Origin of the sequence: Actinoplanes oblitus, assembly GCF_030252345.1 — a bacterium.
GTDB classification, from domain to species: Bacteria; Actinomycetota; Actinomycetes; order Mycobacteriales; family Micromonosporaceae; genus Actinoplanes; species Actinoplanes oblitus.
Genome location: NZ_CP126980.1, coordinates 2188887 through 2212080, shown reverse-complemented (window position 1 = coordinate 2212080; position 23194 = coordinate 2188887). Strand labels below are relative to the sequence as shown.

At 72.8% G+C, this 23194-nt stretch carries 18 protein-coding genes; 7 read left to right on the top strand and 11 right to left on the bottom strand.

What is annotated here, in order from left to right:
- The first annotated feature begins 219 nt into the window (after window positions 1-219).
- The gene (locus Actob_RS10130; RefSeq protein WP_284919809.1) at window positions 220-1500 is read left to right on the top strand and encodes a diacylglycerol/lipid kinase family protein; all 1281 of its coding nucleotides are present in this window, start codon (window positions 220-222) and stop codon (window positions 1498-1500) included.
- A gap of 112 nt (window positions 1501-1612) precedes the next feature.
- Here the strand turns inward: Actob_RS10130 and Actob_RS10125 are convergent, their stop codons facing one another.
- The gene (locus Actob_RS10125; protein ID WP_284919808.1) at window positions 1613-2155 is read right to left on the bottom strand and encodes a hypothetical protein; all 543 of its coding nucleotides are present in this window, start codon (window positions 2153-2155) and stop codon (window positions 1613-1615) included.
- Between the two features lie 116 nt (window positions 2156-2271).
- Between Actob_RS10125 and Actob_RS10120 the strand changes: the two genes are divergently transcribed.
- The 3 genes from Actob_RS10120 to Actob_RS10110 are packed head-to-tail and all read left to right on the top strand — an operon-like array spanning window position 2272 to window position 3979.
- Window positions 2272-2673 carry a lipoprotein gene (locus Actob_RS10120; protein WP_284919807.1) on the top strand — a complete coding sequence of 134 codons (402 nt, stop codon included), beginning with the start codon at window positions 2272-2274 and terminating at the stop codon, window positions 2671-2673.
- Between the two features lie 14 nt (window positions 2674-2687).
- Window positions 2688-3101, top strand: a complete 414-nt coding sequence (locus Actob_RS10115; protein ID WP_284919806.1) for a DUF7144 family membrane protein — start codon at window positions 2688-2690, stop codon at window positions 3099-3101.
- Window positions 3098-3979 (top strand): YhjD/YihY/BrkB family envelope integrity protein, encoded by an 882-nt coding sequence (locus Actob_RS10110; protein WP_284919805.1) that lies wholly within the window; start codon window positions 3098-3100, stop codon window positions 3977-3979. Before Actob_RS10115 ends, Actob_RS10110 begins: the two co-directional genes overlap by 4 nt.
- Here the strand turns inward: Actob_RS10110 and Actob_RS10105 are convergent.
- Complete coding sequence (locus Actob_RS10105) at window positions 3921-5354, bottom strand: MFS transporter (protein ID WP_284919804.1); 1434 nt, start codon at window positions 5352-5354, stop codon at window positions 3921-3923. The genes Actob_RS10110 and Actob_RS10105 overlap by 59 nt on opposite strands.
- Window positions 5355-5411: 57 nt before the next feature.
- Window positions 5412-6011: an Rv1733c family protein gene (locus tag Actob_RS10100; RefSeq protein ID WP_284919803.1), complete on the bottom strand. Its 600-nt coding sequence runs from the start codon at window positions 6009-6011 to the stop codon at window positions 5412-5414.
- Between the two features lie 191 nt (window positions 6012-6202).
- Between Actob_RS10100 and Actob_RS10095 the strand changes: the two genes are divergently transcribed.
- Window positions 6203-6694: a hypothetical protein gene (locus Actob_RS10095; RefSeq protein ID WP_284919802.1), complete on the top strand. Its 492-nt coding sequence runs from the start codon at window positions 6203-6205 to the stop codon at window positions 6692-6694.
- A gap of 95 nt (window positions 6695-6789) precedes the next feature.
- Here Actob_RS10095 and Actob_RS10090 read toward each other — a convergent pair whose 3' ends face one another.
- From Actob_RS10090 to Actob_RS10075, 4 genes are read right to left on the bottom strand one after another with little or no spacing between them, the layout of a single operon-like run.
- Window positions 6790-7536, bottom strand: coding sequence for a metallophosphoesterase family protein (locus tag Actob_RS10090; protein ID WP_284919801.1), 747 nt, complete (start codon window positions 7534-7536; stop codon window positions 6790-6792).
- A gap of 6 nt (window positions 7537-7542) precedes the next feature.
- A complete protein-coding gene (locus Actob_RS10085; RefSeq protein ID WP_284919800.1) occupies window positions 7543-8763 on the bottom strand; it encodes an arginine deiminase in 1221 nt (406 codons plus the stop codon).
- A 13-nt stretch (window positions 8764-8776) separates the two neighbouring features.
- Window positions 8777-9613 (bottom strand): class II glutamine amidotransferase, encoded by an 837-nt coding sequence (locus Actob_RS10080; RefSeq protein WP_284919799.1) that lies wholly within the window; start codon window positions 9611-9613, stop codon window positions 8777-8779.
- Between the two features lie 58 nt (window positions 9614-9671).
- Complete coding sequence (locus Actob_RS10075) at window positions 9672-11594, bottom strand: alkaline phosphatase family protein (RefSeq protein WP_284919798.1); 1923 nt, start codon at window positions 11592-11594, stop codon at window positions 9672-9674.
- 640 nt (window positions 11595-12234) lie between these two features.
- On the opposite strand from Actob_RS10075, the gene Actob_RS10070 reads away from it, so the two are divergent.
- Entirely contained in the window at window positions 12235-13080 is an 846-nt protein-coding gene (locus tag Actob_RS10070) for a YhjD/YihY/BrkB family envelope integrity protein (RefSeq protein ID WP_284919797.1), read from the top strand.
- Here Actob_RS10070 and Actob_RS10065 read toward each other — a convergent pair.
- On the bottom strand, window positions 13052-15628 hold the full coding sequence (locus Actob_RS10065; RefSeq protein WP_284919796.1) for a LuxR C-terminal-related transcriptional regulator: 2577 nt from the start codon (window positions 15626-15628) through the stop codon (window positions 13052-13054). The genes Actob_RS10070 and Actob_RS10065 overlap by 29 nt on opposite strands.
- A 342-nt stretch (window positions 15629-15970) precedes the next feature.
- On the opposite strand from Actob_RS10065, the gene Actob_RS10060 reads away from it, so the two are divergent.
- Entirely contained in the window at window positions 15971-16417 is a 447-nt protein-coding gene (locus tag Actob_RS10060) for a DUF7144 family membrane protein (RefSeq protein WP_284919795.1), read from the top strand.
- Here Actob_RS10060 and Actob_RS10055 read toward each other — a convergent pair.
- The 3 genes from Actob_RS10055 to Actob_RS10045 all read right to left on the bottom strand — a co-directional run bounded on the left by Actob_RS10055 (window position 16414) and on the right by Actob_RS10045 (window position 23177).
- On the bottom strand, window positions 16414-19011 hold the full coding sequence (locus tag Actob_RS10055) for a LuxR C-terminal-related transcriptional regulator (protein WP_284919794.1): 2598 nt from the start codon (window positions 19009-19011) through the stop codon (window positions 16414-16416). The two genes, Actob_RS10060 and Actob_RS10055, sit on opposite strands and share 4 nt — an antisense overlap.
- Before the next feature lie 114 nt (window positions 19012-19125).
- Complete coding sequence (locus tag Actob_RS10050) at window positions 19126-20556, bottom strand: alpha-amylase family protein (RefSeq protein ID WP_284919793.1); 1431 nt, start codon at window positions 20554-20556, stop codon at window positions 19126-19128.
- Window positions 20553-23177 carry an MGH1-like glycoside hydrolase domain-containing protein gene (locus Actob_RS10045; RefSeq protein WP_284919792.1) on the bottom strand — a complete coding sequence of 875 codons (2625 nt, stop codon included), beginning with the start codon at window positions 23175-23177 and terminating at the stop codon, window positions 20553-20555. The genes Actob_RS10050 and Actob_RS10045 overlap by 4 nt, the downstream gene beginning before the upstream one ends.
- Window positions 23178-23194 lie beyond the last annotated feature (17 nt).

The window sequence follows — 23194 nt, the reverse complement described above, 5'->3', positions numbered from 1 at the left end:
CTCCCTGCCGACGGTCCACCCGGGAGAGCCCGTGCACCTCATCCCGCTGGTATGAGGCCGACGGCAAAGGCTGCGGCGACGCTGTGCGGAGGAGAGGGAGAGCGGTTCGCCGCCGGGCCGCGGGCGCTTGCGACAGCAACGGCTTTCGTACGACCTGAGCACCCGTCCCGCGGTCACCCGGCGGAGCCCGCCCCCGACGTACCGGTAAAGGAGCCCAAGGTGATCGACAACCGTGCGCGTCGCTGGCTCGCCCGCCTGGCGTTCGTCGCGGCCGTGGCCGCCACCGTGCTGGTCCTCGCGGTCGCCGGCCTGCGCGGCAGTCTCGCGCTGTTGCTGATCGGCGCGATCGGCAGCGCGGTGACGCTGGCCGCCGCCTGGGTCTTCCTCACCCACCGTCGCCTGCTGCGCTGGGCCGCCGGGCTGGTGGTGGTGCTCACCCCGGTGGTGGTGGCGGTGCTCTTCGCCCGCGCCCAGCTGATCTGGGTGGTGCTGGTGTTCGGCCTACTCTGGGCCGGCGCGATGACCGCCGGGCGGCGCGCGCTGGCCGTCGAGCCGGACGGCCCCGCGGTCCGGCACACCCCGGCGCCGCACCGGCCGTTCCTGATCATGAATCCGCGCTCCGGCGGTGGGAAGGTCGGCCGGTTCCGGCTCGACGAGCGGGCCCGCGAGCTGGGCGCCGAGGTGTTCCTGCTGGACGGCCCGGCGGTGGACGTCGCCGAGGTGGCCCGGCAGGCCGTCCGGGACGGCGCCGACCTGCTCGGGGTGGCCGGCGGCGACGGCACCCAGGCCCTGGTCGCCGGGGTGGCCGCCGAGCACGGCATCCCGTTCCTGGTGATCTCCGCGGGCACCCGCAACCACTTCGCCCTGGACCTCGGCCTGGACCGGGAGAATCCGGCGGCCTGCCTGGACGCGCTCACCGACGGCGAGGAGGTGCGGATCGACCTGGGCCGGATCGGCGACCGGACGTTCGTCAACAACGCCTCGTTCGGCGCCTACGCGACGGTGGTGCAGAGCCCGGAGTACCGGGACGCCAAGATCGGCACCGCGCTGGACCTGCTGCCGTCCGCGCTGAACGGGGCGTCACCGCTGGAGCTGACCGTGGACGGGATCACCGTCAGCGGGCCGCAGGCCGTGCTGATCAGCAACAACGCGTACCGGACCGACTCCGGGCAACGGGCCGCCATGGATCGTGGGGAACTGGGCGTGCTGGCGGTGACAGTGCGCGGGGCGCTGGACGCGGCCGGGCTGATCGGGTGGCGGGGCCGCGCGCGGTCGCTGACCGTACGGACCGCGCACGAGGCGATCGTGGACGCCGAGCCGGCCGAGGTCCCGGTCGGCGTGGACGGGGAGGCGCTGATGCTGGCCACCCCGGTGCGCTGCGAGATCCGGCCCGGTGCGCTCCGGGTGCGGCTCCCCCGCCGGCGCCCCGGCGTACCGGTCCCGCCGCCGCACCTCGACTGGACGCGACTGCGGCGGCTAGCTTTCGCCAGCCGCCGCTGAGGCACCGCTCGGATCGTTACCGGCGGCGATCGACGCGCCGGACGACCCGGCGGGCGGTGCGCCGGCCGGTACGCCGGGCGACTCTGCGTGAACCGAACATGTCAGCCTCCTCTCAGGACCCGGAGGTCTCCAGGTCGTGCAGAACCTTTGCCTCCTCCGCGCTGACCAGACCGATCCCGATCAGGTCGAGCGGGCTGATGAACCCGTCCGCCAGCCGGAACCCGCCGGCCCGGGCGATGGCGTCGCGCAGTGGCACCGCCCAGTGGTGCTCGATCAGGAGCAGCGCCGCGGCGCTGTCGTTCGGGATGTCCTCGAGGACGTCCCAGGCCTGCGGGTCGTCGAAGACCGCGACCCGGCCGTCCTCCTCGGCGACGACGGCGCCCAGCCGCGCACCCGCCTCCATCCCGGTCTCGCCCTCGATGCCGAGCCCGATCAGCGCGCCGATCTTGCTGCCCAGCTCGACCGCCTCCTCCTTGGTCAGGTTGCTCAGATGCTCGACCTCCACGTCGCCCTGGGCGTCCTTGTAGACGGCGAGCGCGTCGATCACGCGCACCGTGTCGCTCTGGCGCAACCGCTCCAGCTCGGCGACGACCTCACCGTGGAAGTCCGGGTGCCGGAAACCCAGCACGATCAACTGGACGGGTCCGATGGCCATGTGCCGCTCCTTCTCGCGTCCTGCCTTCTCCCCCGATCCTCGGTTCGGTGCCGCGGATCCCGCCTCATCCGGCACGGGTGAGGCCCCGGATCCGACCGGCGCGGCACGCTGGCGCCATGAAGCGCATCCTCGTCGTCGTACTGCTGGTCCTCGGCCTGGCCGGCTGCTCGGACTCGTCCGCAACGCCGGCCACGCCGCCGGTCTGTGACAGCTGGGACGCGGTGCAGGTGACCGTCGGCCACATCAAGACCGTCAACGTCTCGGAGAACGGGCTGCAGGCGCTGCGGCCGTACCTGACCCAGCTCAAGGAGCAGCTGAGCCAGCTCTACCTGGACGCCCAGGCGCAGTTCGCGCCGCAGGCCGAGGCGCTGAAGGCGGCGGCCGAGCGGCTCGGCGCCGACCTGCGGGCGGCGCAGGCCAGCCCGGACCGGACCACCCTGGCCGCCGTGCGCACCTCGGTCGCCGAGGTCCGGACCAGTGCGGACGGCCTGCACACCGCGATGGCCTCGACCTGCTGAGGGGGCGGGACGCCATGGAGATCGAGGAGAGCCGGGCCAGCGGCTGGGTCGCTTGGGTGCTGTTCGGCGGCATCCTGCTGGTGCTGCTCGGTGCCGTGCACCTGACCATCGGCCTGGTCGCCCTGACCCGCCCGGAGATCCTCGCCGACACCCGCTCCGACCACCTGCTCTCGGTGCCGCTGACCGCTGTCGCCTGGGTGCACCTCGTGCTCGGGGTCGCCGCGCTGGTCACCGGCGTCGGGCTGGTCCGGGGCCTGACCTGGGCGCGGGTCGCGGCGATCGGGCTGGCGGTGCTGGCCGCCCTGGCCGACTTCGCGTTCGTGGCGGTGTACCCGGTCTGGTCGGTGACCGGGATCGTGCTGGCCACGCTGATCGCCTGGGCGGTAGCGGCGCACGGCGGCGAGGTCGCCGACGCGTACGGCCGGTGATCCGCCGGCTCGACGAGTGGCAGCGGCGGCACCGGGTGCCCGGATTCGGGTACGCCGTCGTCTGCAAGTACTTCGACGACGGCGGCCCCCGGGAGGCGGCGCTGATCACGTACTACGGGTTCCTCGGCCTGTTCCCGGTGCTGCTGCTGGCCGTCACGATCGTGTCCGAGGCCCTGCGGAACCGGCCGGAGCTGCGGCACGAGGTGATCGACGGGTTCGTCCCGGCGTCGCTGCGGGCCGATGTGGACGCCGCGGTGGCCGCGCTGCCCACGTCGAGCGCGGCGTGGGTGCTCGGCGTGCTGGGGCTGGCGTACACCGCGGCCGGGGTGGTGCTGTCGGCGTACTTCACGCTCAACCACCTGGCGGCGGTGCCGTGGCGGGACCGTACCGGTTACCTGTCCCGGTACCTGCGGGTCCTGGGCGCGCTGGCGGTGCTGCTGGCCGGGATCGTGGGCACCGCGCTGCTGCCCGCGGCCGGCGCGTTCGGCACCGCGTTCCTGGTGCTGTGGCTGCTCGCCCGGCTGCTGCTGGATCGGCCGGCGCCGCTGCGGGCGATCTGGCCGGCCGCCCTGGCCGGTGCCGGGGCGGTGACGCTGATGCTGGAGCTGGGCGCCGCGCTGCTGCCCCGGCTGGTCCGCGGGGCCGGGCCGGTCTACGGCGGGTTCGCCACCGTGGCCGGCTTCTTCACCCTGCTCTACCTGCTGAGCAACGCCCTGGTGCTGGCCGCCGAGGTGGCCGCCGTCCGGTGGGCCCGGCTCTGGCCCCGGGCCCTGGACCCGTCCCGGCCGACGGCTGCCGACCTGCGCGTCGTCGCGCTGCTCAAGCGGGAACAGGAGCGGTTCGCTCCGGCAGGAACCACGCCGCCACCAGACCGATAGCCCCGGCCAGCGCGACAGCGACCATCGCCACGGTGTACGCCGTCCCCGGCTGCGAGCCGATCCCGGCCACCAGGATGGTCCCGGCCACCGCGCCACCCAGCGCCGATCCCAGGTTCGAGACGCTGCGGGACAACCCGGAGATCTCGCCCTGCAGGTCCTCGCCGAACGCGGACTGCACCACGTTCACCGACGGGGTGAGCATGCCGCCCAGCCCGAACCCGATCACGAACAGGCCGGGCACGAACATCCACACCGACTTCGAGACCAGGACCAGGGTCAGCAGCAGCACCACGCCGACCACGGTGATCAGGAAGCCGGCCACGATCAGGGTGCGCTGCGCCCGGCGCCTGGCGAAACGTTCCGCGGCGAGCGAGGAGATCAGCAGGCCGACGGTGGTGGCGGTGAACACCACGCCCGTCTCGATCGCGTTGAACCCCCGCTCCACCTGCAGATAGGCCGACACCACGAAGGACGTGCCCATCAGCATCAGCCATTGCGCGGACTGGGTGATCATGCCGAGATTCGAGGTCTTGTTGTGGAACAGCTTGGTGGCCAGCAGCGGCTCCTTCCCGGCGCGTTCCTTGGCCCGCACCGAGGCGAAGAACCAGACCAGCACCGCCACCCCGGCGACCAACAGGCCGAGCATCAGCCAGACGTTGTCGTCGGCGGCCAGGATCCCGGAGACCACCAGCACCAGGCCGAGCGCGGAGAGCACCGCGCCGAGCGGGTCGGTCGGCCGGGTCGGGTCGGCCGGCAGCGGGTCCCGCACCCAGCGGCGGCTGAGCACCGCGATCAGCAGCACCATCGCGGCCTGGAACAGGAACGCCGCCCGCCAGCTGATCGCCGTCGAGATGAAGCCGCCGATCAGCGGGCCGGTGGCCGCGCCGATCCCGCCCAGCGCGCTGATCATGCCGAAGGCCCGGGCCCGCGAGGTCAGGTCGGTGAAGAGCAGCGTGGTGAGGATGTAGACCGGCGGGATCAGCATCGCGGTGCCGATGCCCTCCAGGATCGAGTTGCCCAGGATCAGGACGCCCAGCCCCGGGGCTGCCGCGCTGAGCAGCGCGCCGACCCCGTAGATCAGCAGCCCCACGGTGAGGCAGCGCTTGCGGCCGATCCGGTCGGTCAGCTTGCCGCCGGGGATCATCAGGGCGGCCATCACCAGCAGGAAGATGGTGATGGCCAGCTGTACCCCGGCCACGGTGGTGTTCAGGTCCTCGCTGATGTCATTGATCATCACGTTCATGTTCGAGCCGGCGAAGCTGCAGATGAACTGCGCCAGCGCGAACGGGATCAGCGCCCGTCTGAGAGCGGGCGCGAATCGCCCGGTCCTGGTCTGTTCCGCCATCGCGGCACCACCTCCGTCGTCCGCTTCCACCCGGCAGACAGTGCCGCTCGCGGCGGCCGGAGGCATCCTCCCCCACGCATGACTGCGTCAGAAGCGGCCACCCCACCGGCTGTCCCGGCTCCAGCGCGGACCGACCTCCATCCACTCCCGGCCCCAGGCCCGGTCCCGGTGCCTGTCCAGCGCGCCGCGGCCGATCCGGTGCAGCCCGACCAGGGCGGCGCACAGGCACAGGAGCACCGCGGCGCCGACCAGCACCGCCTGCGACGTGGGGTTGCGCTCGGCCGGCGGCATCCGCGGCGTCCCGCTGTCGTCCACCCAGATCCGGACGCGGGTGCCGGTCCTCGCGTCCGTGCCGGTCTGCACCACGCCACTGCGCGCCGTGCCGTCCGGCGCCGTCCAGGTGGCCTTCGCCGTCTGCGGGCCGGCCGATCGGGTGCTCCCCGCGACGGCCGTCGAGGCGCCCTCGACCAGCACCGCGTCCACCTGGAAGAGGTGCCGCCGCTCCCACTGCTGGGCCCGCAGATCCTGCCGGTAACTGGCCTCGCCGGCCCACCAGGCCAGCAGCGGCGCCCCCGCCAGGAACGAGAAGACCAGCACGAACACCATGAGACTCTCGATCCGGTCCGTCCTGCGGCGCAGCACGTTGCGTTCCCAGCCGAAGCGGCGCGCGACCCGACGCCCGATCATGTTTCAGCTCCTTCTCCGCACAGCCCTCACCGGCGTTCCGAGCTTCACCCGTACGCCGGCGTCCGCGACGCACATCGGCGCACCGGGTCTTCATGGTCCGAGTGGGGAACCGCGGCCGTCGCCATTCGCCACGGGTGAATCACCCCGCCCGGGTGAGGGCCCGGAGCGGGCGGTCCGGCGACGCTGGGTCCATGACCGGTACGCGTATCCGCCTCACCCACGAGTCCGCGGAGGCCACGGCATCCGGCGTCTACGGCATCATCGTCGGCGCGGCCGTCCTGGTCGCCGGCCACGCGCTGACCGCCTGGGGCGACGTGCTCGCCGTCCTGATCACGCTGATCGTCTACTGGGCCGCGGAACGATACGCGCGGATCGTCGCCGAGCGCATCCACGAGGGCCACCGCCCCGCCTGGCACACCGTGCGCGACCAGCTCACCACCGGCTGGGAGATGGTCACCGCCTCGGTGCTTCCGCTGGTCACCCTGGTCGCCGCCCGCCTGACCGGTGCCCAGCTGGGCACCGCCGAGATCGCCTCGCTGGCGGTCAGCACCCTGCTGCTCTGCCTGGCCGGCTGGCGGGTCGGCGGGGACGGCCGGCTCACCACCGGCGAGCGGATCGTCTCCACCCTGGTGGCCGGCTCGTTCGGCGCGGCACTGGTGGTGCTCAAGACCCTGTTGCACTGATCGGCCGGTCACCCCTTTGGGGACGGGCGTGGCCGAGGCCGAAGCAGCCGGCCGCGGCGGCCTCCCGGGCGGGCAAGCGCATTCACGGCCGGTTCCTATCCGTTTCCCGAGGACCTGAGCAGCGTGATCATCCGGCCGGTTTCCCAGCCGCGGTCCACGCAATACCGCTCGGTGACGGTGATCGCCTCGGCATCGACCCGGATCAGGCTCCAGGAGCGCGGGATTCCCCGGGTCCGGCGGCTGGTCGCGGTGCCCGCCACGACCAGCGCGATGCCGCCGACCCGGCGCACGTCGGGCACGTGGGTGTGCCCGGCGAGGATCAGCTCGACCCCCGCCGCGCGCGCCGCCCGCAGGAACCGCCGCCGGCCGGCCAGGTCGGCGCCGATCGGCGGGTGGTGCAGCGCGATCAGCCGGACGTCACCGGGTGCGGCCGCGCCGAAGACAGCGGCGATCCGGTCGACGTGCCCGCGCGTGATCAGCCCGTCCTTCCAGCGCCACCGCGGCATCGACTGCAGCCCGAGGGCGGTCAGTCCGGGCAGGCGCGCCGCCGGGTCCAGGTCGCTGGCGAGCCAGGCCCGATAGCGTTCGTACGGCTCGGCCAGCCGCAACGGGCTGAGCAGCGGCAGGTCGTGGTTCCCGGTGACCGTCAGCACCGGTTCCGGCAGCGCCCGGAGCACCTCGCGGGCCAGCGCGAACTCCCGCGGCCGGGCGCGCATCGTCCAGTCCCCGGTGACCACGGTAAGGGCCGGCGCGGCGGCCGTCACGTCGGCGATCAGGCTCGGCACCGCGTCCGGCTCGTGCGCACCCAGGTGCGGGTCGGACAGGTGCGCGATGGTCAGCACGGCCTCTCAGTGGGCGTCGCGTTCGATCGGGCAGGTCATGCAGCGCGGCCCGCCCCGGACCCGGCCCAGCTCGCCACCGGCGATGGTGATCACCTCGACGCCGTGCCGGCGCAGGAACGTGTTGGTGGTGACGTTCCGCTCGTACCCGATGATCACGCCCGGCTCGACGGCCAGGAAGTTGTTGCCGTCGTCCCACTGCTCGCGCTGGGCGGCGCGGAGGTCGTCGTTGGTCTCCAGCACCTGGATCTTGTCGAAACCCAGGGTCTCGGCGATGGTGGCGAACAGGTCCGGGTTGCGCGTCACCCGGAGCCCGTCCGGGTCGGTGTCCGGCAGCACGGTCCACGACCGCAGCTCACCCTCCAGGTACGGGTACATCACGAAGGTGTCCCGGTCGATCATGGTCATCACCGTGTCGAGGTGCGTCATCGCGCGCGAGTGCGGCAGCTCGATGGCGATCACCTTGGTCGCGGCGCCGGCCTGGAACAGGTTGCGGGCCAGGTTCTCCACACCCATCGGGGTGGACCGCTCGCCCAGCCCGACCATCACGGCGCCGTTGCCGAGCACGTGGATGTCGCCGCCCTCCAGGGTGGCCGGCTGGTGCGGCTGGCCGTCGGCGCCGTACCAGACCTCGAAGTCGGCCAGCACGAACATCGGGTGGAACCGGTAGACCGCCGAGCTGTGCAGCGACTCGCGGTGCCGGCCCGGCATCGCCAGCGGGTTGACGCTGACCCCGCTGTAGATCCACGCCGAGTTGTCCCGCTGGAACAGATGGTTGGGCAGCGGGGTGAGCACGAAGTCGTCGGCGCCCATCAGCTCCCAGCGCAGGCTGTTCACGGTGAACCCGGCCAGCTCCTGCTTGAGCACGCCGCCGATCAGGTACTCGGCGAGCTTGGCGCTCTCCGCCTGCTCGGCGAGCCGGCGCAGCGGCCCGGCCAGCGTCGGCCCGACAGTGTCGTCGCTGATGATCCGGTCGATCACCCAGGCCCGGGCGTGCGGGATGTCCAGCACGTCGGCGAGCAACTCGTTGAAGTAGTGCACCTGGACACCCCGCTCGCGCAGCACCTCGGCGAACGCGTCGTGCTCCTGACGGGCCCGGCGGCCCCACAGGATGCCGTCGAAGAGCAGCTCCCCGACGTTGTCCGGGGTGAGCCGGCTGAGTTCGACGCCGGGCCGGTGCAGGATCACCTGACGCAGCCGGCCGGTCTCGGAGTCCACGTGGAAGGCCATGACGGGGCTCCGATCAGGGTGCGGCCGGTTCGAATCTGCCGAGCTCGTCGGCACCCTTCTGGATCACGCCGTAGGACGACTCGGGCACCGGCTGCCAGGCGTCCTCCAGGTCGGCGAGCGGCTCGGAGACGACCAGCCGGGACTCCTCGGAGAGCTGCTGGATCCGGGCGTTGTCCGGGTAGAGCCGGTGCAGCGCGGCGGTCTCGGTGCTGTAGTACAGCGACCGGCTGTGTCCCTCGCTGGAGTACCGGAACGCCCAGACCCGGTCGCCGTCGGTGGTGGCCACCGTCATCTGCAGCGGGTTCGCCACGTTGTGCGCGCGGCCCACCGCCTCGACCAGCCCGGCCATCCGTTCCACCGCCGCCACCGGCCGGTCCCGCAGCCCGAAGGTGAGCGCCAGGTGGAACATCACCTCGGAGTCGGTGGAGCCGGCCAGCGACGGGTAGAGCCGCGGGTCGACGGCCAGCACCAGGTCCCGCTTGAGCTTGCCGAACTCCCGGATCGAGCCGTTGTGCAGCCACAGCCAGTTCTCGTGCCGGAACGGGTGGCAGTTGGTCTGCTGCACCGCGGTGCCGGTGCTGGCCCGGATGTGCGCGAGGAACAGCGGGGACAGCGTGGACCGGGCGATCTCCCGCAGGTTGGCGTCGCTCCAGGCCGGGCCGACGCCGCGGAACAGCGCCGGCTCGCCCGGGCCGTCCACCGGGTACCAGCCGACCCCGAAGCCGTCGCCGTTGGTGGTCTCCACCCCGAGACGGGAGTGCATGCTCTGGTCGATCAGTGAATACCGTGGTTTGTAGAGCAGCTCCTCGAGCCGGATCGGGGTACCCGAGTAGGCCAGCCAGCGACACATCGCGGGCTCCTTCCACAATCGATTGATGCCATCGTCATCGCCGGTGACGTGCGGTGGTTCACCCCGGCGGGGTGAGCTTGCGCAGGCAGCCGCCGAGGTACCGGTAGACCTCGTCGGCGCCGGTCAGCACGCCCGGCGCGGCCCAGTCCCGGGGGTGGATCAGCACCGGCCGGTTCTGCTGGCCGCCCAGCCCGCCGTGGCAGCCGATCAGCTCCTCGAACGCGGCCACCTCCTGGCTGACCGGGTCCCACAGGCTGTTCACCACCAGGTCGCCGGTGTGGGCGAGACGGTCGTGCCGGCGCAGGTCGTCGGCCGCGTGCGGTCCGAACCCGAGCAGCGGATCGACGCCCATGACGTGGTCGTCGTCAAGCCACCGGCGCCCGTCACGACCGAGAACGATCGGCCCCTCGCGCTGCGAGCGAACCAGCACCCAGCCGACTCCCGGGTGTGCCGTCAGGCCGGGCAGCAACTCCGGATGCCACTGTTCGATCTCTTCGAGGGTCACCCGTCCCGGTCGCTGCACGAAATAGATCAGAGCCAGATTTCCCGACGCCGCGACCACCAACTCGGCCCGGTCCGCCGTCCCTCGCGGCGCCTGCTTTCCGGTACGCCCGATGCCCGCCCGCAAATTCCGCGCCCGGCCGGCCTGCTCGTCCTCCTCCGGCACCACCACGTCAGCGGTGGTCGTCAGCCGGGCGACCAGGTCCTCCAGCCGGATCCCGAACCGCTGCCGGAACGTGGCGCCCTGGCTCTGCCCGTGATCGGAGAGCACCACGAACCGGTACGGCCGGGGTGCCGCCGCCGCGACCTCCTCCAGCGTGGCCAGCGCCGCGTCGATGCCCTCCAGCGACGCCAGCGCCTCCGGCCGGGCCGGACCGGCGTGGTGCGCGATCTCGTCGTAGTCCACGAAGTCGCAGTACACCGCCGGTGCCCCGCGCATCATCTGCTCGGCCAGCACGGCCAGGTTCAGGTGCCGCAGCAGCACGTTGGTGGCGCCCCGCAGCAGCACGTATGACCAGGTGCGGCGCATCCGCGGGCGGACCCGGCGCAACCGTTGCCGGCGGGCCTGGTGCAGCTCCTTGACGATCTCGCCGACGGTCAGCACCAGCGAGCGGGTCAGGCCGAACGGGTCGAGCAGGAAGGAGCTGACGTACCGGGCCGGGCCGTTGCCGCCGCGCCGCGCGGTGCTCATGGTCAGCAGCGAGGTCGGCGCGTCGCCGGAGAACACGTTGCTGACGCTCACCCCGCCGTCGGCGAGCAGCCCCTTCCCGTCCGAGCAACGGCTCTCCACCAGCGCGGCGTCCTGCGGGTGGTTGGTGACGACCAGCCGGCCGGTCTCCTTCTCGTACCAGCGGAACGCCGGCACCTGCGCGCTCGCCCCGTGCAGCAGGCCGGCCTGGCTGGCCGGGGTGGTGGCCGGCAGCTGCGCGTGCCACTCGGCCAGCGCGTGACTGCCCTCGGAGAGCCAGCGCCCCAGGGTGGGCAGGTTGCCGGCCTCGATCGCCCACCGGGCGAGCGGCGCGGAAAGCCCGTCGATCTGCAGGAACAGCACACCCGGCACGTCGGTCGGTGACACCTCCTCGCGGAACCGCCGGTTGACCCGGAGCAGATGCTGGGTGACCGCGCCGTCCTGTCCCGCCGTGACCACCCAGAGCCCCACACTCATCAGGGCCGCGCCGAGCCAGGCCGCCACGAACGCGGCCCAGAACTCGGTCACGTGCACCCCCGGCGCCAGCAGCAGCGCCGCCCAGACCAGCAGCGCCTGACAGACCAGCCACCCGGCCACCACCCCGGCCCAGCCGAGCGCGGAGAGCAGCCGCACCATGATCGGCCGGACCACCGCCCCGAGCACCCCGACCAGGACGGCCACGGCCAGCACCGACCACCCGTCGTCGGCGCTGATCCCGGGGAGCACCGCGATCGTCACGCCGACGACGGCCGTCCCGAGCGCGACCGTGACGAGAGGCTCCCTGACCCGCATCGCCCCAGCGTCCCGGCCCGCCGACGGTCCAGCATCCCTCCGGCGGGATGAACGACCCACCCGCACCGCCCGGCCGCTCCCGCCCGAGCCCGGCCAGCACCGTCACCACCAGCCGGAACCCCCGGCTGGTCGTCACAGTCCTCTCCCGACCCGGGAAACCACCGCCACCACCAGCCCCCACAACCCGGCTGGTCGTGGTGACCCTCTCCCGGCCCGGGAAACCACCGCCACCACCAGCCCCCAGAACCCGGCTGGTCCTGGCGACCCACTCCCCACCCGGAAAACCACCGCCACCACCAGCCCCCACAACCCGGCTGGGAGTGACGGCCCACTCCCCACCCGGAAAACCACCGCCACCACCAGCCCCCACAACCCGGCTGGGAGTGACGGCCCACTCCCCACCCGGAAAACCACCGCCACCACCAGCCCCCACAACCCGGCTGGGAGTGACGACCCACTCCCGGCCCGGGAAACCACCGCCACCACCAGCCGGAACCCTCGGCGGGGCGTGACGGCCCTCTCGCGACCGGCGACGGGGCGGCGGGTGCTGTGGGCGTACCGGAAAGCGGTTTTCACTCCCTTGGGATGGGGTGGCCCGGCGGCGGCTCGCGGACAGTGACCCCAGCGGAGGTGAAGCGCCATGCTGGAACCACCCGGATGGGAGTCGCGGATCCCGCGCTGGCTGCGGCCGCGTGCCGCGCTGTGGCTCGGTGGCCGGGTCGGCCGGCTGGTGCTGCACGGCGCCGGCGAGCTGGTCCGGGTGCAGATCTTCGATCGGTCGATGACGCTGGCCGCGCAGTCGTTCACCTCGATCTTCCCGCTATTGATCATGCTGGCGGCGGTGCTCGGGCCGCATTACCGGTCGCGGCTGACCGGGCTGCTGCACCTGCCGGCCGACAGCGAGCGGCTGCTGCAGGAGGCGCTCAGCGGCAGCCACAGCAACGCGTTCGGGCTGGCCGGTTCGGTGATCGTGATCCTGTCGGCGACCGGGCTGAGCCGGGCGCTGGTCCGCTCCTACCTGGTGGTGTGGACGGTCGAGCAGAAGCCGGCCGGCGCCGCGGCGACCGGCCGGCAGATCGGCACCGTGCTGGTGCTGGTGGTCTTCCTGCTCTTCGCCAGGGTGCTGGGCTGGCTGGCGTCGCTGCTGCCCGCGCCGCACGTCTCCGGGTTGCTGGTCTCCTTCGTCGCGGACTGCTCGCTGGCGATCCTGCTGCCCTGGCTGCTGCTCGGCGGGCGGGCCCCGCGGGGCCCGCTGCTCGCCGGCGGCGTCGTGTTCGGCCTGCTGATGATCGCGGTACGCGGCGGCGAGGCGATCTACCTGCCCCGGGCGCTGAAGTCCAGCACCGACAAGTACGGCACGATCGGGCTGACGTTCACCTACATCGGCTGGTTGTACGTCCTCTCCTTCTGCCTGCTGCTCGCCGCGATCATCGGTGGCATCGTCAGCCGGGAGTTCTTCACAAGAGTCCCAGCTGACGAGCCGTGACCACGGCTTCCCGGCGGCGACCGGCGCCCAGTTTGCGATAGATCGAGCGCATGTGCGCCTTGACCGTGTTCACCGAGATCCCGAGGTTCTCGGCGATCTCCCCGGCGGTCAGCACGGTGGGCAGGTACTGCAGCACGTCGATCTCGCGCTCGCTGAGCGGCCCGGCGACCGGGCCCCCGACGATCGGGATCTCACCGGTGATCTCCGCGAGAACGCCCTCGCCGGCCGGGCCGGGCGGCTCGGTCAGCCACTGCTGCCGCTCGGCCAGCACCAGCACCCGGTCGGCGTCGAAGCGGCGGAACGGCCGCCGGATGTGCTCCGGTTCGGCCCCGGCCAGCGCCCGGGCCATCGCGTCGGCGGCCCGCTGCCCGCGGCCCTGCGCGTCGGCGGCGAGCGCGGTGAGCAGCCAGGCGCAGACGGCGGAGAGCCGGTCGGTGCCCTCCCGGATCCGGGCGAGCAGTTCCTCGGCCCGGTTCGGCGAGCCGGCCGCCTGCCACGCCTGCGCGACCCGGAGCTGCTCGGCCGGGTAGAGGCCGGTGCGGTCGGCGTACCTGTCGAGCACCGCGTTCGGCCTGCCGCGCGCCAGGTCGATCTCGCTGTGCGCCACGTCCAGGATCCGGTGCAGGATCGGCGCCACCAGGCCGGGACGGATCTCCCCGGCCACCCCGCAGAGCAGGGCCCGCGCCGAGTTCGCCTCACCGCGGTCGATCAGCAGGTAGGCCCGGACCACGCCGGTGAGCACGGCGAGCGCCGCCTCCGGCTGCTCGCCCGCGGCGTGCAGGGCGCGCCGCAGCGCCTCCTCGGCGGCCGCCTCGCGGCCCTGCTCCTGATCGATCACCGCCTGGGCGAGGTACGCCGCGGCGGCCGACGGCCGGTCCTCGGCGTCGATCCGGCGGGCCACCCCGATCGCCGCGGCGACGTGCTCCTTGGCCTCCACCATCGAGCCCTGGATCACGCTGAGCAGCGCCAGGTGCCCGAACGCGCTGATCTCGACGAACGGCGTGCCGGCCGCCCGCGCCCCGGTGGCGGCCGCCCACAGGTAGCGGTCGGCGTGGTCGAACTGGTCGCTCCACAGCATCCCGATGCCCTTGTTGAGCAGGGCGAGCGCCCGGTACTGCGGCATCGCCGGCACCTGGTCCCAGCGCAGCCGGCCCAGCTCGGCGAGCACGCCGGTGAACGTGTCCACCAGACGCGGCATGTCACCGCGCCAGCGGGCCACGGTGACCCCCTCGACGATGTCCAGGGCCAGCTCGATCACCCGGCAGTCGTCGTCGCTGCGGCCGGCCAGCATGGCCCGGCACTGGGCGACCCGGCCGGCCACCCCGGCCAGGTCGCCGAGCGCGTACGTCTGCAGCACCGCGCAGAAGGCGAGCTCGGCGCTGTCGGTCAGCCGCTCGGCCGGGATCCGGCTCAGCAGGGCGGCGATGTCACCGCGGTCGGACGAGCCGAACAGCGGCATCCCGTAGTCGACCACCAGCCGGGCGACCAGTTGCCAGTCGCCGGCCGTGGCAGCGTGGTTGAGCGCGGCCAGCGGGCTGCCCACCCGGGTGTGCCACTGCGCGGCGAGCAGGTGCAGCCGGGACACCGTGCCGTTGTGCGTCTGGGTGAGCCGGCGGCGCAGCACCGCCCGGAACTGCCGGTGGTACCGGAACCAGCCGTTGGTGCCCACCCGCTCCAGGAACAGGTTGGCCCGTTCCAGGTCGGCCAGCAGCTGGTCGCCGTTGCGCCGGCCGGTCAGCGACTCGGCCAGGCCGCCGGAGATCCGGTCCGGCACGCTGGTCCAGAGCAGGAACTCGCGGACCTGGGCGGGCTGCGCGGCCAGCACCTCGCGGACCAGGTAGTCGGCGGCCGCCTCGTCCGGGCCGACACCGGGCGGCGCGTCCAGCGCCAGCCGCAGCCCGGCACCCCACCCCTCGGTGTTGCGGACCAGCTCGGCCAGCCGGTCGACGGGCATCCGGCGGCCGCGCAGGGCCAGCAGTTCGCCCGCCTCCTCCACCCGGAAGGCGAGATCGCGGCCGGTGATCTCGGTCAGCTCGCCGGCCGCCCGGAGCCGGTGCAGCGGCAGGTCGGGCTCGGCCCGGGTGAGCAGCACCAGGCGCAGCCGCTCCGGCGGGTTCCGGATCAGGCCGCCCAGCGAGTCCAGCACCCGGGGATCCTGGATCTCCTGCAGGTCGTCGAGCACCACGACGACAGGCGCGGGCATCGTGGCCAGCCCGGAGCCGAGCCGCCGCAGGAACGCCGGGGCGTCGATGGAGAGCACCGGGCCCCGGTCCGGGACCGCGGTGTCCGGCCGGATCGCCCCGCTGGTGCGCAGGGCCAGCAGCAGGTCGGACCAGAACACGTACGGGTCGTTGTGCCCCGGCTCGCAGGTGAGCCAGGCGATCGGCCCGCCGATCGAGCGCGCTCCGGCCCAGGCCGAGGCCAGGGCGGTCTTGCCCCACCCCGGCCCGGCGCAGACCAGCGTCACCGCACGGCGGGCGCCGGCGTCCATCGCCTCGGCCAGGCGGGTCCGCCAGATCACCCCCTGCGGCAGTCTCGGACGAGCCACCCGGGTCGTCGCTATGTGTGCGGGCGGGCCGTGGCCCGTTGTCTCTCGCATGGCGCCCCCAACCCCCGAAAAGCGTCCCTGGCCGGCATCCCGCCGACATCACTCTCAGTTACGAGAGATTGAAGCTTCACGCTGTACGCCCCGCCCCCAAGGCCTCAGCCGTAACGATCAGTACATGGCAGATCGGGCCACCCCGCCCACGCAATCACAGCGGGTGCAGGACCAGCAACCCCTCGTATTTGCACGTACCGCGCATTTCAATGTGCAAGTTGCACGATCGACACCGAGTTTCACCCGTGACGCGCGAGGCGCGCAACGGGCTCCGCGTCGTCTTCTGGGTGCATGTCGAACAGTAGCTACGCAAGTGAGCGACCCAGCGGCTCGGACGCGCCCGCCGCGCCGTCCACCGGCTGGGCCGGCATGGTGGTCTTCGCCGGGATCCTGCTGCTGACCCTTGGCGTCTTCCAGCTGACCGAGGGCCTCGTCGCCCTCTACGAGGAGCACTTCTATCTGGTGACCTCGGACGGCCTGCTGCTCCAGATGGATTACACCGTCTGGGGCTGGGTGCACGTCGGGCTCGGCCTGCTCTCCCTGGTGGCCGCGGGTGGCGTCTTCCTCGGCCGGATCTGGGGCCGGGCGATCGGCATCCTGATCGCCTTCCTCGGTGCCCTGCTCCACTTCACGTTCATCGCCGCCCAGCCGGTCTGGGCCGCCATCCTGATCGGCATGGACGTGCTGATCATCTATACGCTGGCCGCCCACGGCGGTGCGGTACGGCAGCACGACTAGATCAGGTTCAGTGCGCGGGCCCGGCGCACCGCCTCGTTGCGCCGGGACGCGGACAGCTTGCGCAGGATGCTGCGCACGTGCGTCTTCACGGTGTTCACCGAGACGTACATCGAGGCGGCGATCTCCTCGGTGGGCAGCATCTCGGCCATCCCGCGCAGCACGTCGAGTTCCCGCTTGCTGAGCGCCTCCACCACCACCGGCTCACCGACCGCCGGCGCGGCCGCCGGGCCGCCCAGCGCCGCCAGTTTCTCGTCGTCGCGCAGCACCCGCCGCAGCGCGCCCCAGACCTGGTGGACCGGGCGGCGGACGTTCTCCGGTCCGGCCACCCGCAGGGCCCGGCGCAGCGCCTCCCGGGCACCGGCCGCGTCGTCGGCGCCGGCCGCCAGCATGGCCAGCAGCAGCCAGGCGTCCAGGGCCACCGGCGCCGCCACCCCTGCGGCGTCGGCGACCGTCCGGGCCACCTCGTGCGCCCGCGACGTGTCGCCGCGAGCCAGCGCGAGCCCGGCCTCCACCACTGCCACGTCGGCGGTACGCGGATGCGGGTGGCCGTCGAGGAGCACCGCCGCGTCGTCCAGCCGGCCGGCGCCGATCAGCAGCCGGGCCCGGCCCAGGTCGATCTCCCGGCGCAGCCAGGGCGGCGCGCCCGGCACCGGGGTCAGCGCGTTCAGCGCGCCCCGCAGCTCGCCCCGGACCTGCAGGCGGCGGGACCTGACCACGGCGTGCGCGGCGACCGCCAGCGGATCGTCGCCGGGCTGCGCGGCGCGCAGGTGCCGGTCGGCGGCCTCGATGTCGTACCGCTCCAGGGCCACCCAGGCGAGCACCACCTCGGCGGCGGCCGTCCGGTGGTCCCGGTCCAGCCCGCACTGTCCGGCCAGCTCGCCCGCGTGTCGTGCCGCGGTCTCCGCCCGGCCCAGCCGCCCCCGGTACGCCTCCAGCACCGCCACCGCCCGCAGGCAGTCCACCTTGAGGCTCTCGCACCCGGCCGGGGTCGCCGCCGCGGCCTCGGCCAGCACCGCCACCGCCCGGCTCACGTCGCCGCACGCGCTGCGCGCCGCGCCCTCGGCGGCCAGCAGCACCGCCCGCAGCTCGGGCCGCCGGACCAGCCGGCGGGCCGGGGCCACCGCCAGGAACGCGTTCGCCACCGGCACCAGCTCGTCCACCTGTTCCGGTTCCGGGCCACCGGCCAGCAGCAGCAACCGCATCAGGAAGCAGGCCAGGGTGACCCCGTCGTCGCAGTCGCTGCCCTGGATCGCCAGCAGGTTGCCGGCCAGCGCGAACAGCTCACGGGCCTCGCCCGGGCGGCCGTCCCCCCAAGCCAGCGCGGACCGGACCAGCACCACCTCGGGCAGGTCCAGGTGCTCGGGCAGGCCGGCCAGCAGCCCGCCGAGCCGGCCGGAGCTGCCCTCGACGACCAGCCGGCCGATCGCGAAGTCCTCGATCACCATGGCCGCGGCGGTCCCCCAGTCGCCGGCCACGACGGCGTGACCCACCGCGTCGGTGAGCCGGCCGTGCTGGGCCAGCCAGCGGGCGGCCCGCTGGTGCAGCACCACCACCTGCTCGGGTTCCACCCAGGACAGCTGGGCACGCAGCAGCTCGGCGAACAACCTGTGGTAACGGTAGAGCTCGGCACCCTCGCCGACCGGCTGGATGAAGGCGTTCTCCCTGGTCAGCACGGCCAGCAGGCGGGCCGCGTCGGGCCGCGCGGTGACCGTGGCGGCCAGCTCGGCGGAGAACGTGTCGAGGATGCTGGTCTCCAGCAGGAACCGGCGCATGGCCGGCGACTGGGTGCGCAGCACCTCACCGATGAAGTACTCGGCGATCGTCGACTCGTCGCCGGAGATCGCGGTGACCATCCGGGTGACGTCCGCGCTGCCCTGCATCGCGCAGGCGCAGAGCCGGATCCCGGCGGCCCAGCCCTCGGTGTGCTCCAGCAGCGCGGCGAGATCGGTCCCGGTCACCGGTACCCCGTGCAGCTCCATCAGCCGGGCCGCCTCGTCGGCGGTGAACGCCAGGTCGGCGGTACGCACCTCGCGCAGCTGCCCGCCCAGCCGGTAGCGGTACAGCGGCAGCGGCGGGTCCCACCGCCCGGCCAGCACGACCCGCAGGCCACGGGCGTGGGCCAGCAGGAACTCCAGTCCGTCGGACCACTCCCGGCCGGGGAGCTGCGCGGCGCCGTCGAGCACCAGCACCACCGGGGTCGGCTGTTCGTCGATCACCGCGGCCAGCCGGGCCAGCACCGGCCGGCCGGCGGCCGCACCGGGCACCGCCGGCTCCGGGGCCGGCACGCCGGCCCGGCGCAGGCCCTCCAGCACGTACGACCAGAAGGTGGCCGCCGGCTCGTCGCCGTTCTCACAGGTGACCCAGGCGATCGGCCAGTCCACCGCGCGGGACCGCACCCAGGAGGCGAGCAGTTGGGTCTTGCCGCTGCCGGCCAGCCCGGTGACCAGGGTGACCGGGCCGCGTACGCCCTCACTCACCCGGTCCAGCAGAGCCGGCCGCGCCACCATGAACGGCGGGGCGGCCGGCACCGCGAACTTCGAGGCCAGTAGGGAACCGGATATGTCGGGTGAGTCAGTGATCTGGGCGATGGTCACGTCCGCTACCTCCGAGGTCGACCCCGTTCGCGATCTCCTCGTTCAGACTCCTGGCGGCGGCAGACCTCCGCATCGTCCGGATCGGATAATCCGCGACGGAAAGTCCTGGTCCGGTTACTCGAGAGTCAAGACGTGTGATCCCCAAGGCGGCAGATCGACATAGAGACCGTCGGCGGCCAGCTCACTGCCGGACCGCTCGAACACCCGGCCGTCCAGCCGGTCGGTCAGCCGCCAGGCCCGTCCGGACAGGTCCGGCCAGGGCAGGGCGACCCGGGCCTGGGACGGGTGCCCGGAATAGTTGACCACCACCACCGCCCGGTCCCAGGACCATGCCAGCAGATCCTGGTGCGTCCAGTTGTCCGGCCAGCCGTGGGTGTCCAGCAGCCGCCACTCGCCGTGCCGCACCTGTCCGGCGACCTTGACCAGCCGCCGGTGGAAGTCGCGCAGCCCGGCGTCGGCCGGCTCGTCGGGATAGCGCGCCAGGAACACCGGCAGGTGGGTACGCCGCCCCTCGAACTGCCCGTCGTGCCAGAGCGTCGCGCCCGGCAGGGTGGCCATCGCCACCGCCGCGGCCCGCTCCCGGGCGGCCGGGAAGGTGGCCGCCGCCCGCGGCTCGTCGTGATTCTCCAGGAACCGGATCAGACGGTCCTGATAGTCCCGGCCGGCGGCGAGGTGCTTGCGCACCGAGCCGGCGTCCTCGTGCGCGAGCCGGTCGTAGAGCCGCTTGTCGTAGCAGTAGTCGAAGCCCTGCTGCTGCAGCATCCACTCGGTGTCCCAGTACGCCTCGGCGATCAGCACCACATCGGGGTGCCGCTCCCGCAGCCGGCCGATCAGTTCCGGCCAGAACTCCGCCGCCGGGGCCGGACCCACATAGCTCCCCCAGGTGCGCGCGAAGATTTCGTTGGTCAGCAGCATGGCCATGTCGCAGCGCATCCCGTCGCACTGCTCGGCGATGCTCGACATGGCGGCCAGGGTCGCCTCCCGCATCCCCGGGGAGAACGCGTTCAGCTGGGCCACGTCCGGCCACGGCGGGAAGTAGGGGTCCCGGCCGTGCGCGATGATCCGGCCGCCGGCCTCGAACCCGTCCTCGGTGCCCTGCACGAACCAGTCCGGGTGGGCGAGCACCGCCGGATGGTCCGGGGCGACGTGGTTCGGCACGTAGTCGAGGATCAGCCGCAGTCCCCGCGCGCGCAGCTCCCGGCGGGCGACGGCGAGCCCGGCCGGTCCGCCGAGCCGGTCGTCGACCCGGTAGCGGCGCACGCAGTACGGCGAGCCGACCACGTCCTGCGGCGTCAGGTCGGGCAGCGCGCCGCGGAACGCCCGTTGCAGCCCCTCGTTGCCGTGGGCCACCGCCAGCCCGGCCGGGCTGCGCTCCCAGACGCCCATCAGCCACACCCCGTCCAGGCCGGGGGTGGCCACCTCGTCCCAGATCTCGCCCGGGACGTCGGCCAGGGTGACCTCGCGGCCGAGCCGGCGGGCGACGCCGGTCAGCCAGGGCCAGGTGTCGATCTCGTAGATCGCCGGGGTGGGCGGCCAGCCGGTCATCGTTCCTCCCTCTGTTGCACTTTCTGGAAGATGCCGGTCATCCCGTTGTCGAGCAGGTCCTGACCGGTCAACCCGGCGAACAGGTTCGGGAAGACCGCCACGAGGCCGGTCCAGCCGGTCTGGTGCGCGGCCCCGATGCCCGCCCCGTTGTCGCCGTGGAAGTACTCGGAGAAGAGCAGCAGGTCCCGCCAGTGCTCGCCGGCGAACATCCCCTGGCCACCGTAGCAAGGCCGGTGCCCGTCGGCATCGGGCAGGAAGATCCGGGTGAGCCGGTCGGAGATCTCCCGGGCCACCTCGAACAGGGTCATCCGCACCCCGGAGCCGGTCGGGCACTCGACCGTGAACTCGTCGCCGTAGCTGCCGTACAGGTTGAGCAGCGCGCGGATCATCAGAGCGTTCATCGGGAACCAGATCGGGCCGCGCCAGTTGGAGTTGCCGCCGAACATCCCGGTGTCCGACTCGGCGGGCTGGTAGGTGACCCGGTACACCTGGCCGCCGGCGTCGAACTCGAACGGGTGCTCGGCGTGGTGGCGGGACAGCGCGCGGATGCCGTACGGGCTGAGGAACTCGTCCTCGTCGAGCATCCGGGCCAGGATCCGGCGCAGCTTCTCCTCGTCGAACAGCGACAGCAGTCGCTGCCCGCGCCGGCCGCCGGCCAGCGTCGCCATCACCCCGGGATTGCGCCCGAGGAAATGCCGCATCTCGTCGATGACCTCGGGATAGCGTTCCACCACGCTCCGGTCGTAGACGGTGGCGGCGGCCAGCGGCAGCAGGCCGACCATGGACCGCACCCGCAGCGGCTGCGCCGACCCGTCCGGCGCGCGCAGCAGGTCGTAGAAGAAGCCGTCCTGGTCGTCCCACATCGAGGCGCCGCCGCCGGCGTTGTTCACCGCCGCCGCGATCCAGGCGAAGTGCTCGAAGTACGTCTGCGCCTCCTCCACGTAGACCGGGTCGTCGGTGGCCAGTTCCAGCGCGATCTGGAGCAGGTTCTGGCAGTACAGCGCCATCCACGCGGTCCCGTCGGCCTGGTCCAGGTGGCCGCCGGTGGGCAGCGGCGCACTGCGGTCGAAGACCCCGATGTTGTCCAGGCCGAGGAACCCGCCCTGGAAGACGTTGCGCCCGTCGATGTCCTTGCGGTTCACCCACCAGGTGAAGTTCTTCGACAGCTTGTGGAACTGGCGCTCCAGCCAGGCCCGGTCGCCGCTGCCGGTGCGCGCCTTCTCCAGCTCGTAGACCAGGTAGGTGGCCCACGCGTGCACCGGTGGGTTGACGTCGCTGAAGTTCCACTCGTACGCCGGGATCTGCCCGTTCGGGTGCAGGTAACGCCGGCTGAGCAGCAGTTCCAGCTGGTTCTTCGCGAACGCCAGGTCGATGGTGGCGAACGCGACGGTGTGGAAGGCCAGGTCCCAGGCCGCGAACCAGGGGTACTCCCAGGTGTCCGGCATCGAGATGACGTCGTGCGCGTCCAGGTGGAACCACTCGCCGTTGCGGATGTCCGGCGCGCCGAGCGGGTCCCTGCCGTGCTCCTTCAGCCAGCGTTCCACGTCGTAGCCGAAGTACTGCTTGCTCCACAGCATCCCGGCCAGTGCCTGGCGGGCCACCTGGCGTTCCGGCTCGCTCAGCGCCGGCGCGAACAGGGCGGCGTAGAACTGGTCGGCCTCGGCGCGGCGTGCCTCGACGACCGCGTCGAACTCCGCCTCGGTCACGGTGCGCGGTTGGTCACTCAGCATGCTGCGTACGCGGGAGGTCCCGCCGGCCGGCAGCGTCACGGTGACCACCGCCGCGGCCTTGGTCCCGGCCGGCTCGGTGTTCACCGCCTCCTTCTCGCCCTGGATCAGGTAGCGGTGGAACGCGTCCTTGCGCCCGTCCGCGTTCTCGGTGAACAGCAGGGAGTGCTGGCCCAGGCAGCTCCAGTAGCGGGTGCCGAGCTGCTCGTGGTCGGCCTGCACCGACGCGTCCTCGCCGGCGACCAGCCGGCCCCGGCCGCCGGTGGCGCGGAACCAGACGGTCGGCAGCACGTGCAGCTCGGCCGGCTCCGGACCGCGGTTGTGCACGGTGATCCGGGTGAGGATCTCCTCCGGGCCGGCCTTGGCGTACTCGATCTCCACGTCGAAGTACCGCTCCTCGGCGAAGATCCCGGTGTCCACCAGCTCGTACTCGAACTCGTCCCGCCCGCGCGCCCGGTTGGTGGCGACCAGGTCGTTGTAGGGGAACTCCCGGTGCGGGTACTTGTAGACCATCCGCATGTAGGAGTGCGTCGGCGTCCCGTCGACGTAGAAGTAGTACTCCTTGACGTCCTCGCCGTGGTTGCCCTCGGCGTTGGTCAACCCGAAGAACCGTTCCTTGAGGATCGGATCGCGCCCGTTCCACAACGCCACCGCCAGGCACAGCTGCTGCCGGTCGTCGCTGAACCCGCCGATCCCGTCCTCACCCCACCGGTACGCCCGGGATCGCGCCTGGTCGTGGGTCAGGTAGTTCCAGGCGTCCCCGCCCGGGCTGTAGTCCTCCCGGACCGTCCCCCACTGCCGTTCGCTGAGGTACGGCCCCCAGTGCCGCCAGTCCACGGCGGCGGTGTCGGCGTCCCGAAGGCGTCGCTGCTCGGCGTTCTCGCTTGCGTTCATACCGTCACGCTGTGCGG